We start from the raw sequence: 12,393 nt of genomic DNA on the forward strand, positions 1-12,393 counted from the left end.
ACCAATGAAAAATAAATTCTTCTTCACTTCTCTTATTACAATATATACATTAATCGTCTTCTACATTGGATGGAATATTCATACCTGGCTCCAGGCAATGTTCTCTCTAGACATTAAATGGATTGTTTTTTCATTCTGTTATTTGTTCTTCTATTCATATTTGATTGGACGATTCCATTGGAAGTTATCCTTCTTTAGAGTAGTCGGAGCTTATTCATTTGCATTATTACAGTACTTACTCATTTTCTTGCCACTAAGTAATATCGTTGTTCTCTTAAATCGTTTTACAACGATACCACAGGAATCAGTGATTATATGGGTCGGATGGATTTTGGTTATAATCTTACTTCTAATTGTTTTAATTGGTACATATAATGCCTATTCGCCTAAAATCATTTCGTACGAGCTCACAATTAACAAACACGTGAAAAACATAGAACGAGTAAAGATTGTCATGGCGTCTGATATGCACTTCGGTACCTTGTCCGGGTTAGCGCATGCGAAACGACTTGTGAAAGAGATTAATCAATTACAGCCTGACCTTATTTTATTTCCAGGCGATCTAATTGATGATGATCCTAAACCATTCATGGCTAAAAAGATGGGAGATGAACTAAAGCAACTGTCAGCACCACTAGGGATTTATGGAGTACTTGGAAATCATGAATACTACGGTGGAGCAATTCCAGCCTTCGTAGAGGAGATGGATCGAATTGGGATTCATATTCTTCAAGATGAATCCATGATGTTAGGAGATCATTTTTATCTTATTGGGAGAAAGGATAAAGCTGATCGAAAGCGATTGAGAATGAGTAAGCTATTAGAGGGATTAGACGATTCTAAGCCAATAATTATGATGGATCATCAACCTAGTGAAATCACATTTGCAAAGGAGATTGGTGTGGATTTATTGTTAAGTGGTCATACACATAGGGGACAAATGGCACCCAATCATCTCATTACCCAGAAAGTATTTGATTTGGATTGGGGTTATGCAAAATTCGGAGACTTACATGCGATCGTTTCTTCCGGATACGGATTTTGGGGTCCACCGATTCGGATAGGCTCACAGTCTGAAATCGTAGAAATAAATGTCCGTTTCAGCAAGTGAGAAAATACTTTTGTTTATTGAAAAGGAAATAGTTTAAAGATGACTTCTCCGATAATCTGCTGTTCATGAATAAACCCAAAATTACGACTATCATTGCTTTTCATTCGGTTATCACCTAGGACAAAATATTGTCTCTCAGGAACTACTTCTAACCCTGTAATGGAATGGAGTGAAAAGTTCCCTGTCGTTCTCATCATGAACGTTTCCCTGTTCACATACGGCTCTTTGTACTCAATGCCGTTTATAAATAAGACATCATTTCGCATTTCAACCGTATCTCCAGGGACACCAATGATTCTTTTAATAAAAATATCCTTTTCATTATGTGCTTTAAAAACGATCAAATCAAATCGCTTTACTTCATCTGTCTTGTATATGAGGACATGCTGATTTTCAGAAAAGGTGGGTTCCATTGAAACGCCTTGAACAACGGCTGGCTCAAACAAGTATGATAAACAAATACACGCAACTACTATCAAACCCATAATAGTTGTAGTCCATATGACACTTTTCCTTTTTTTCATGCACTCTCACCACACTAGTCTTTTTACCTATTGTAACATATCAAGAATGTTCTGAAAGTTTATTTTATGTAAAAAAAATTAGTAAATCATGCTAGTATTGTAAAGGAATTTTAATAAAAAAAACACTTGGAAGCCCAAGTGTTTTTTCTATTTCTATATGGCATATAAGCGATTGTACAGATTGATTAAGCTTTTACTGGGAGGTAATCACTGATTTCTTTTATGACTTCTTGCAATGCTTCTTTACTAAGAATGATCTTTCCGTCTGCCAATATAACATTGTCTTCTAAAATCTCCCCGGTAATCATGCAAGCTTGTCTACTTTCATATTTTCGTAGAATGATTTTTTCCTCTTCTACAAAGATTTCAATTGGATCTTTAATTCTAATATTAAGCGTTTTCCTTAATTCCATCGGTATTACAATTCTCCCCAGCTCATCCACTTTTCGGACAATACCTGTACTCTTCAACTGCTTTGCCTCCTTAATAGATTCATATTTATTTAAGTTAAGGTAATTTTATACGAAGTTACTATTTTTTACAATATTTTATTTGTTTCGTAAACTAATTTTAATCTTATTGATTTAATCGTATATATTCGTTATAATCAGTATCAATTTCATCTAATAAATGCAATGATAAGAGAAGTAAAATGAATGGACTTTTTACAAGAGAGCCCTAGTAGCTGAAAAGGGGCAAAAGGAAACTCATTTGAAAATGGCCTTTGAGCAGTGTGCTGAACGTAACTTCGTTATTAGTAGGTGGCATCGGGACTTGACTTCCGTTAACAAGGTCACAGTATCGCAAACAATTATGATTTGCCGTACTTGAACTAAGGCCAATTTATTTGGTGAATATAGGTGGTACCACGGGATTCAAACCTCGTCCTTAATTTTTTAAGGACGGGGTTTTTTATTTTACTTTATTTCTTTTAGGAGGCAGTAATAATGACTATATTTATCGGTGGCGCATGGCCATATGCTAATGGATCTTTACATTTAGGGCATATCTCAAGCTTATTACCAGGGGATATTCTTGCTCGATACTTCCGACAAAAAGGAGAAAATGTTCTATATGTTTCAGGAAGTGATTGCAACGGGACACCGATTGCACTTAGAGCGAAAGAGGAAGGAAAAACAACGAAGGAAATCGCTGATTATTTTCATGATCAATTTACTAGAAACTTCAAGCAGCTCGGGTTTACGTATGATTTATATACGCGCACTGATTCAGAGGCACATCATAAAACCGTTCAACATCTATTTAAACAGTTATATGAGAATGGTTATATTTATGAAAAAGAGATTGAACAAGCTTATTGCATCACATGTGAACAATTCCTTCCTGATCGCTATGTAGAAGGGCTATGCCCACATTGTGGAGAAAAAGCTCGCGGGGACCAGTGTGATCATTGTTCATCGATTCTTGATCCCCTTGAATTACATGATAAGTTGTGCAAAATCTGTCACTGTGAACCAGAAGTACGTGTTACTTCCCATTTATATTTTTCACTGTCATCCTTTCAGAAAGAGCTTGAATTACTCGTACAGCAAAATAAAGGTAAATGGAGAAACAATGCGGTACAGCTAACAGAGAGATACTTAAGAGAAGGATTACTCGATCGAGCAGGAACTAGGGACTTACCAAATGGCATTCCTTGTCCAATCCAAGGATATGAAGAGAAGAAGATTTATGTGTGGATTGAAGCCGTAGCTGGGTACTACTCCGCTAGTCAAGCATGGGCTGAATCGCAACAGACAACAGCTGATGACTTTTGGAAGGAAGATACAATTGCATATTATGTGCATGGAAAAGACAATATCCCCTTCCACACTATGATTTTGCCAGCGATTCTGCTAGGAACAAAACATCGTGCTTTGCCAACACATATTGTGTCAAATGAATATGTCACGCTTGAAAAGAAGAAAATCTCTACAAGCAACAACTGGGCCGTTTGGACACCAGACATTCTAGATCGTTACGATGCCGATTCCATCCGTTATTTTTTAACGATCAATGCTCCTGAAAGTAGAGACACAGATTTTTCATGGAGAGAATTCATTTTGAGTCATAATGGAGAACTACTAGGAGGATATGGAAACTTCATTAACCGTACGTTGAAGTTTATTGAAAAATCATTTTCAGGTAGGATTCCAACAGGACCAATGTCTCCTGAACTAGCTCAACAATTAAATCGTCTTTATAAGGAAGTTGGCGAAAAGATTGAGAACACAAAATTCAAAGCGGCATTAGATCAGATTTTTACCTTCATTCGTTCTATGAATAAATACTTTGACGAACAAAAGCCATGGATTCAAGCAAAAGAAAATAATGCAGAATGTGAAAGTACACTTCTGCAATGTACTTATGCAATAGTGAATCTTGCGCAATTACTTACACCATTCCTTCCTTTCTCAAGCGCAAAAGTAAAAGAGATCTTACAAGTAGAGGCTTTTGACTGGGCACTTATCACAGACTTACCAGAAACTTTATTACCTGTCTCCCCACTATTTATTCGGATTGATCTAACAGAAATCGAGATCGAATTAGAAAGGCTACAGGAACAAGCTAAGAAATAAACGTCCGCTCTACACAATCATAGACAAATGAGACATGAAGCTATAATCAAAGTCAGTATCATTAAAGATATCCACAGTCATAGGAGATTTGTTATTTCCTATTCGAAAATAAAACTTCCCATTCATAAGATTGAACGGGAAGTTTTATTTACATTGCAGTAATTCCTCCATCAACGATAAATTCTGATCCAGTTGAATAACTAGATTCGTCAGAAGCTAAGTAAAGGACAATACTAGATACTTCATCTGGTTGGGCAACACGCTTTAATGGAATATGTTTTGAAAACTCTTCTACTGCAGCTTTCGTATCTTCTTGAACGACCATCGGAGTTGCAATCACTCCAGGATGAACCGAATTTACTCGAATACCATAACGAGAGCATTCCATTGCTGCCGCTTTTGTAATACCACGAACGGCAAACTTCGTGTCTGTGTATCCTACAGCTCCTCCAACTATTCCATTGATTGATGAAATATTAATAATCGATCCATTCCCTGCTTTTTGCATTGAAGGAATAATCGCTTTCATTCCTAAGAATACAGAAACTTGATTAATATCAACAATGCGACGATATTCCTCTTCAGTTGTTTCTAAGATTGACTTAGACATTGTAATACCAGCATTATTCACAAGTATAGATACTGGCCCAAATGCTTCTTCAGCTTTTACAACAACGTTTGACCAATCATCTGCACTTGTTACATTTTGCTTTATAAAAATAGCATTTTCCCCTAATTCTGCTGCTAATGCTGTCCCTTTTTCTTCATTTAGGTCTGTCAGAACAACCTTTGCCCCTTCAGCTACAAAGCGACGAGTATGAGATTCACCCATCCCTTGAGCTGCTCCTGTAATAACCGCCACTTTCCCTCGCAAACGTGCCATCTCCAATTCCTCCTAAGAAATTTATCACTATAAACTACAATTGTAAATTAACAGAAAAATAGATCGTTGTCAAAATTAACATCTATTTAAAAAGCATCTATAATTCATGGTATACTTTTTTCAAATAAGATCGTATACAAGGTGGACTGATGGAAGTGAAGGAAGATCGCCGTATTATTCGAACGAGGACTAGCCTCAAGCAAGCATTATTTAACCTTATACAAGAAAAAGATTTCCGTGACATATCGGTAACTGAGGTTTCAAAAGCAGCAAAGTGTAACCGAGTGACCTTTTATTCACACTATAATGACAGTACTGAGCTACTAGCAGATATATTTCAAGACAACTTAAATGAACTCGCAAACTACTATCGTAATAGTTATAAAGGAATGAAAACATTCTCCATTACAGATCCTGAAAGAAACATTCCCATTTTTGAATATGTACACAAAAATAAATTCGTCTTTTCTCTTATCTTAATGGGTGAGGTCATTCCAGGATCGCAGAACAACTTCTGTGAAACAATTACAACGATTAATAAAGCCGATTTACAGCTAAACGGCGATGTTGGCTTCGATATCGAAGCAGTGAACTTGTACGAAACATATGCCCTTCTTGGTTTGTTCATTTATTGGATCAAAGAAGAATTTAAAACTCCTCCTCAAGAAATGGCAGAGAGACTCTCCATCTTGCATGGTACAGCACTAGGGGAAGCGATTGTTGTTTCCGAAAAATAATCAAAAGGGAGTCGCATTCATCAACTGCGCTCCCTCTTCAAATACAAGTCTAATGGTAGTTACCTTTTAGATATTTAGTTGGCATTACATCTAGAATATTGACACTGTTTGTATTTTCATTTTCTATTAAATAAATCACATCCTCAATATTGCCGTTAACGTAAGCTGCGTAAACATTTGCTCCATTTTCTTCTATATAATGAATTGCATCCAAGTACTGATTCGTGTCCATAATTCCAAATACTTCTACGAAATCCTCATGTTCGTACATATACTTCAGCATGGATAACAACCTTCTTTCATAATTCATATCAGGAGCATTTTTGTATCCCATTAAATTAGGATAGGTGTCTTGATCAAATGGGGGATTATTATAATAAATACTAGGTGCTTGTGGATTAAATCCAATTCTCGAATTTGCTTGGCGTTCATCACCAAGATGCCTAACCGCTGCCCAAGTATAAGATAACGTGCTCTCTTCTTGATGAACATATTTTGATAAAAACTCATCGATAGAAATTTCATTATTAAAAGTAATTACTGTTGAAAGTTCGGTTGAAGCTGGCAACCCCTTTAGTTCTTCAATCATATCCTCTTTGTATAAAGTAAAATCGTTATCTAGTCCCGTTATTTTCCCTGCATAATGCACTTGATGATGAGTAGGGTAATGCAAAACTTTATTAAACTCATTCCTCTTAATTTCATATGTTTCTATTTTTGCCTCTTTAGTAAACGGTTCTGTCTTTTGAACTTTGATTTCATAAGTCCCGAAGTGTAAACTTCTATAAAAATCTAAATAAAATAGCAAATCCACATTTGGATTATGGAGCTCACTATGAATGGAATATAATACCGGGAATTCCTCATCTGGTTTGTAAAAATATTCATTCATTATTGGGCTAATAACTAGGAAGAGCAAGGTGACAATTGATACTGAAATCCCCACTGTTAATGCAACAATTTTTTGCACCTTTCTCTTTATAGATTTGCGCAATGTTTTACTATGTTCAATAGTCTCTTTTGTCTCAGTATTTATTTCCTTTTTCAATAAATGTTGATCAAGCTCCTCCATTAAGTAATCTTGAATCAATTCTGCTTTCTTTATTTCTGCTTCAACAAGCTCCAATTCTTCTTCTGAAGCCGTTCCATTCCGATATTTTTCGAGCAATTGTTCAAAATTCATACGTTCCACCTTCTACAATTTTTCTCAATTTGATACGAGCTCGATATAGGAGCGTCCTCGCCGCTCCATGATTAAGATGCATGGCTTCACTTATCTCCTTTAAGGAAAAGTCAAAATAATAATGCATCATGATTACTTCTCGATAGGAAGCTGGCAATGAAAGTATCGATTGATACAATGCTTTGTTTTTTTCATCTACTAATATAGTTGTTAGCACTTGTTCGTTAGAAACGAATGGGATGGATTCTAACTCGCGATTGTCTATCTTTCTTTCCTTACGCATTCGATCAAGCCAATTATGCTTACAAATCGTAAACAACCAATACTTGATCGTCCCTTTTACAGAATCGATTGCTAACATTGCTTTATAAAATGTGTCGCTCACCAATTCCTCCGCAACATAATGACTTTTACTTAAAGAGAAAGCGTATAAATAAAGTTCCTTGTAATGACGTTCATATAGCTCGCCTACTAGATCCCTCTTCATAACTTCCCCTCTCTCATTACATAAACGAATGAACCGTGAAAATGTCACACATGAATTTTTTGAACTTACATTTTTACGCAACTAAATCTTTTCGTCTTAATAATCGCGTTGATATAACTAGGGACGAGACTAAAAATAGGATTACATAGAGCAAGGATAAAAATATTGGTGATAAAGAGATTAAATAGGCAATAGAACCCAGTGCTGCAACAAATTCATTAGGATAATGAACAAAGGCGATTACGAGGATAATAATTATTATGCCAAAAGTTAATAGTGAGCGTAAAACATTTTGGAAGTAATAATAGATAGGCATGATCAGCGCAATAATTGTAACTCCAATTAAGAAATAAAAAACGATCATTGTCGTTGACCAACCAGCAAAGTTCAAATAGTTCGGTAACAACCGTTCAATCAAAAGAAGCATAACCTTTGTCCAAATAAGCAAAATAGGCAGAGAGAGCAGAAGCACTATGAATCGAGCTACAACATGATTTTTTCTAAAAAATGGCATACTCATAAACAAAACTTGCGCACTCGACTTTTCTTCATTGTAAAACTGTGTAAAGGCGAGCGTAAACATACCTACGAAACTTATATACAACGGCGATAGATTCGTGAGTAAACTGATTGGTAGTAATAGACTCAATGATAGGAATGTTCCACGCACAAGCAACCATTCTTTATATAATAAGCTAATCATTCTGATGCTCCTTTCGTATAAAAGTAGAGAATTTGCTCAATTGTTGCAGATTGTACGACGAAATCATTAGGGAACTCTTCAAACATTTTTGGGTCGCCCCTATACAATCCTTCCATATGAAATTCTCCTTCTTTCATACCGATAAAAGTGCTTGTTACATCTTGATCAAATGCTTCTTTCTTTCCAGACACAATATAATATTGTTGCTTCATTGACTCAATATCATCATACAGATGAATTTCTCCTTCATTTATGAAAACCAAATAATCGGCAATTTGATCGAGGTCAGAAGTGATATGAGTTGAGAAGAAGATTGTTTGCTCCTCATTGATCATCAAATCTTGCAGTAAAAACAGAAGGTCCTTTCTAAAGACAGGGTCTAGTCCAGAAGTAGGTTCATCCATCACAATAATTTTAGGTCGATATGATAACGCTAGAAGAAGTGATGCTTTCATCCGCATTCCTCTTGAAAAAACTTTAAATTTCTCTTTCTCGTTCAGCTTAAATTTTTGTAAATAGGTTTCATATAGATCATCATCCCAATTCTTATAACATTTCGAGTAAATCTTTCGTAGATCTTTTAATCTCCACTCTTTATATGCGTATAAATCCTCATACACAAATCCAATTTCTTGACGTACATCTGCATTTTTATGGTCTTTACCGAGTATTACAATCAACCCTTGATCAAGATGAATAAGATCCATCATCATCCGAATTGTAGAGCTCTTCCCTGCACCGTTTGGTCCAACAAAGCCAGTAATATAGCCTTTTGGAATAGTGAAATCCAGTGTAATCGTTGTCTCTCCTAGAGAGCGTGAGACATTTTGAAACTCAATAGCATTCATCGCTTCTCCTCCTTTAGCAACTTATTAACTAATTCCAATATCTCTTCTTTAGGTTTCCTTGCATCTAAACACATCTTAACTCCTTGCCTTAATACTTCAGTCGCTTCCATTACTCTTCTCTCATGCATCGAAGACTCATCAGGTTTTGCGACAAAAGTACCTCTACCTACTGTTGAATATAAATAACCTTCAGCCTCAAGCTCTTCATATACACGCTTTGTCGTAATCACACTTACACTCAATTCTTTTGCAAGAGCCCTCATTGATGGAAGCGCATCACCACCAGTTAAAACTCCATCTCTGATTTGTTCCTTAACTTGATCTTTAATTTGAATAAAAAGAGGCGTTTTGCTTGAATGAGACAGCAAAATATTCATACATTTCACCCTTTCACATACACAACAACTACAATATATACAATATATACAATAAATTTCATTTCGTCTACCAATTTATAGAATTTTTCTTCTTGGACAAGTTAATAGCGAGGAGGAATACGCGATGAAAAGAAGTTTATTGATGATGTTGATGTGCTTATTTTTTGTACCAACATTTACTGAGGCAACCCCACTTTTAAAAGCTGCCTATATTCAAGATGGTGATTTATGGACACTTATAGGTGCTGATAAAGTAAGAATCACAACTGGGCAAAAGATAACATCTCCACAATGGTCAGATGATGGTTTGTTATTGTTTTACTACAGTGAAGATGAAGGCTGGGTTTATAATCTTCAAAGCAAGAAACACAAACAGATTTTTTCTAATGGAGCAAATGCAAAATGGGCGCCAAATGAGCATGTTATTGCCTATTTGCAAGATGGGCTGTTAAACATGACCGACCTTGCTGGCTTTAAAAATGTGTCTCTTGGCGTTTACGATTATGAGTGGTTCCCTACCGGAAGAGGGTGGATTCTTTCTTCATCTGGACATTTACAGCCTGATGGCTGGACTGGTGCAACACTATTTAATAAGATGCGGACGTACCAAACGACTATTAGTGATGCAAAGCTTATCTTAGCTCTTCCGAACGAGGTGGAGTTTAATGGAAAGCATTTGATTGCACCATTTATAGAAGATTTTTCTTTTTCACCCTCTGGTAAATGGGTTTCATTTATTATTTCACCAACTGCATCCATGGCAATGGATGATAACCTCCTTGCTGTTATGAAAAGGAACGGGAATAAGTTTACAATACTCGGTGACATTATTCATGAGGTAGGGAAGCCAAAATGGGCGCCATCTAATGATTCCATTGCTTTTATTAATGGTGGAGGAAGGCTTGTGACTGGATTCAAAAATAAAAAGCTTACAGTCACAGAAATGCCAGTATCTCAAACGTTGACACCAGATCGATTCATTGATTTGGATTTTGATTGGATCGATGATCAGTCTATACTCTCATCAAGAATGGAAGAACAAGAGTGGTTAAATAATTTTAGCAAGCACCCTCTTCCATCTTTGTACATTATTCATCTTGTCACAGAGGAACAAAAAAAGCTCATTACACCACCACAAGGGTATGGTGATTATGAGCCTGTCAGTATAGAGAATGGAAGCAAAATCTCATGGATTCGTAAGAAATCAATTGTCGATAAACAAAATGAGGTATGGCTTGCAGGCGCTGATGGAACAAAGCAAAAACGGCTACTTCAAAATGTAGAGGACATTGAATTTTTCATTAAATGATTGCATTAGCGCACTGCCATCCAATCCAAGCTGAGACTACACATATAATAGCGTACCAAAAGGTCTTTTTTCTCTACAGAATGGACAACTTCATACCCAAATGTGGAGAAAGTCGTGAATGCACCTAGAAACCCTGTCCCCACTAACATCCAAACATAATTAGTAACGACTCCAGCTAAATAAAAATTATACAGAGTACCTAATAGAAAGGATCCAGTGCAATTTACAATTAAGGTAGCAAAGGGAAATGAGGAGCCAACAGGGGCAAGCCATTTCCCTACTAAATAACGCAGTACTGCCCCGAAAAAGCCACCTAATCCAACAACTACCATTATTCCACCTCTGTCTTTCAATTGCCTAATGTTTTTCTACCTAAGGTTGCACCTATAAAAGCCAGGCATATTCCACCTATAATAGATGAGCTTACATAAACAATCGCTAAAAAGAAATGACCACTCATCCATAGGGAATGAGTTTCGACCGAAAAGGCAGAGAACGTAGTAAAAGCTCCAGTAAAACCTGTTCCTATAAAAAGGATAAGGAGCTTTCCATTTTGCCACCGAATTGTGGCCATAGATAAAAACCAACCTAGAAATAGACAGCCACTTAAGTTAATTAGAAGTGTAACATAAGGAAAGGGTGTATGTATGCTTGCCCATTCTCCTAATAAATATCGTAAATTTGCTCCAAATGCTCCACCGGCACCTACAGCTAAAATTTGCTTCATAATGCTAATAACGAACGAACAATATGCTTCGCATCCCACTCCCCGAACGAACGCTCAATAATCGGGTATTTTGTAGGAAAAAGTGTGTAAGTTATCTCATCGCAGTTCATTCCATCCTTATGCAATTTATACACTTTGTTCTCTACTTCTCTTAAATAATAGAGCTTTTTCTTGAGCATTTCTTTTCCATTTTTTAAATAGCCAGCATGAGAGCAATAAACGGCTTCAAAGTCATAGGTAAGCACTTTTTCTAATGAAGCCATTGTCGTAGGGATAAATTCTTCTGCTATTATCACTTTCACCTTTGGTGTTACGAAAAGATCCCCAGAGTATAGCACTCCTTCATTATGATTCAAAAAAGCCACATGATCTTTTGAATGGCCTGGTGTATAGATTGATTCCCACTTGCCATTTCTTGATTGAATCTCTTGAGGCAAAGCTTCCGCTCGAAAAGCCTCTCTTTCTCCCCAGAAGACTTTCCGGTATTCCGGGTACTCTCCATTTTTAGCACAAACATCAATTGACATTGGGTGAATGTAAATTGGCACCTTTCTATTCTCTCCAATCCACTTTGCACAACCAGTATGATCCTCATGATAATGGGTGAGCACAACTTGGTCAAAGTCAGCATTCATAAAAAGTGGGATGAGCTTATCTAATAAAATACCTGCACTCGTATCAATCATTAATCCATCTGTAACAAAACAATTCACCTTTAATTGTCCACTTGGTGGACCCACCGTTCCAGTTATGATTGTCGTTTCATTCACTTGCGTCACTTCAATCACTATTCATTCTCCCTCCCTTAGAGATAATCAGTGACGCTAAAATTGCGTCAGTCTCAATAAACAGTTCATACCATATTATTTAAAAAGACAAGACATCGATCTCGAAAATGACGATGAAGCGTCAAATTTCTTGTACA

15 protein-coding genes and 1 other annotated feature are annotated in these 12,393 nt (G+C 36.4%); of the genes, 4 read left to right on the top strand and 11 right to left on the bottom strand.

Going from position 1 to position 12,393, the window contains the following annotated elements:
* Positions 1-4: 4 nt before the first annotated feature.
* The gene (locus AC6F34_RS11435; protein ID WP_500772173.1) at positions 5-1,111 is read left to right on the top strand and encodes a metallophosphoesterase; all 1,107 of its coding nucleotides are present in this window, start codon (positions 5-7) and stop codon (positions 1,109-1,111) included.
* Between the two features lie 14 nt (positions 1,112-1,125).
* On the opposite strand, the gene lepB is transcribed toward AC6F34_RS11435, so the two are convergent.
* Positions 1,126-1,635, bottom strand: coding sequence for a signal peptidase I (gene lepB / locus AC6F34_RS11440; RefSeq protein WP_500772175.1), 510 nt, complete (start codon positions 1,633-1,635; stop codon positions 1,126-1,128).
* 185 nt (positions 1,636-1,820) lie between these two features.
* Positions 1,821-2,105 (bottom strand): AbrB/MazE/SpoVT family DNA-binding domain-containing protein, encoded by a 285-nt coding sequence (locus AC6F34_RS11445; protein WP_500772178.1) that lies wholly within the window; start codon positions 2,103-2,105, stop codon positions 1,821-1,823.
* A 156-nt stretch (positions 2,106-2,261) separates the two neighbouring features.
* Positions 2,262-2,528, top strand: a binding site (T-box leader).
* Positions 2,529-2,582: 54 nt separating this feature from the next.
* On the opposite strand from AC6F34_RS11445, the gene metG reads away from it, so the two are divergent.
* A complete protein-coding gene (gene metG / locus AC6F34_RS11450) occupies positions 2,583-4,214 on the top strand; it encodes a methionine--tRNA ligase (RefSeq protein ID WP_500772180.1) in 1,632 nt (543 codons plus the stop codon).
* A gap of 148 nt (positions 4,215-4,362) precedes the next feature.
* Here the strand turns inward: metG and AC6F34_RS11455 are convergent, their stop codons facing one another.
* A complete protein-coding gene (locus AC6F34_RS11455; RefSeq protein WP_500772182.1) occupies positions 4,363-5,097 on the bottom strand; it encodes a glucose 1-dehydrogenase in 735 nt (244 codons plus the stop codon).
* A gap of 149 nt (positions 5,098-5,246) precedes the next feature.
* Between AC6F34_RS11455 and AC6F34_RS11460 the strand changes: the two genes are divergently transcribed.
* Positions 5,247-5,834: a TetR/AcrR family transcriptional regulator gene (locus AC6F34_RS11460; protein ID WP_500772184.1), complete on the top strand. Its 588-nt coding sequence runs from the start codon at positions 5,247-5,249 to the stop codon at positions 5,832-5,834.
* 49 nt (positions 5,835-5,883) lie between these two features.
* Here AC6F34_RS11460 and AC6F34_RS11465 read toward each other — a convergent pair whose 3' ends face one another.
* The 5 genes from AC6F34_RS11465 to AC6F34_RS11485 form a co-directional block, all read right to left on the bottom strand.
* Positions 5,884-7,017, bottom strand: coding sequence for an anti sigma factor C-terminal domain-containing protein (locus tag AC6F34_RS11465; protein ID WP_500772186.1), 1,134 nt, complete (start codon positions 7,015-7,017; stop codon positions 5,884-5,886).
* Entirely contained in the window at positions 7,007-7,504 is a 498-nt protein-coding gene (locus AC6F34_RS11470; RefSeq protein ID WP_500772187.1) for an RNA polymerase sigma factor, read from the bottom strand. Before AC6F34_RS11470 ends, AC6F34_RS11465 begins: the two co-directional genes overlap by 11 nt.
* Positions 7,505-7,577: 73 nt before the next feature.
* On the bottom strand, positions 7,578-8,207 hold the full coding sequence (locus tag AC6F34_RS11475) for an ABC-2 transporter permease (RefSeq protein ID WP_500772189.1): 630 nt from the start codon (positions 8,205-8,207) through the stop codon (positions 7,578-7,580).
* Positions 8,204-9,055: an ABC transporter ATP-binding protein gene (locus AC6F34_RS11480; protein ID WP_500772191.1), complete on the bottom strand. Its 852-nt coding sequence runs from the start codon at positions 9,053-9,055 to the stop codon at positions 8,204-8,206. The genes AC6F34_RS11475 and AC6F34_RS11480 overlap by 4 nt, the downstream gene beginning before the upstream one ends.
* Complete coding sequence (locus AC6F34_RS11485; RefSeq protein ID WP_500772193.1) at positions 9,052-9,432, bottom strand: GntR family transcriptional regulator; 381 nt, start codon at positions 9,430-9,432, stop codon at positions 9,052-9,054. The genes AC6F34_RS11480 and AC6F34_RS11485 overlap by 4 nt, the downstream gene beginning before the upstream one ends.
* 124 nt (positions 9,433-9,556) lie before the next feature.
* Between AC6F34_RS11485 and AC6F34_RS11490 the strand changes: the two genes are divergently transcribed.
* Entirely contained in the window at positions 9,557-10,741 is a 1,185-nt protein-coding gene (locus AC6F34_RS11490; protein WP_500772195.1) for a TolB family protein, read from the top strand.
* Between the two features lie 5 nt (positions 10,742-10,746).
* Here the strand turns inward: AC6F34_RS11490 and AC6F34_RS11495 are convergent, their stop codons facing one another.
* From AC6F34_RS11495 to AC6F34_RS11505, 3 genes are read right to left on the bottom strand one after another with little or no spacing between them, the layout of a single operon-like run.
* On the bottom strand, positions 10,747-11,073 hold the full coding sequence (locus AC6F34_RS11495; protein WP_500772197.1) for a fluoride efflux transporter FluC: 327 nt from the start codon (positions 11,071-11,073) through the stop codon (positions 10,747-10,749).
* A 17-nt stretch (positions 11,074-11,090) separates the two neighbouring features.
* Entirely contained in the window at positions 11,091-11,468 is a 378-nt protein-coding gene (gene crcB / locus AC6F34_RS11500) for a fluoride efflux transporter CrcB (protein ID WP_500772199.1), read from the bottom strand.
* On the bottom strand, positions 11,465-12,256 hold the full coding sequence (locus AC6F34_RS11505; protein WP_500772201.1) for an MBL fold metallo-hydrolase: 792 nt from the start codon (positions 12,254-12,256) through the stop codon (positions 11,465-11,467). Before AC6F34_RS11505 ends, crcB begins: the two co-directional genes overlap by 4 nt.
* Between the last annotated feature and the right edge of the window lie 137 nt (positions 12,257-12,393).

Source organism: Niallia sp. CD-39, from assembly GCF_059874745.1.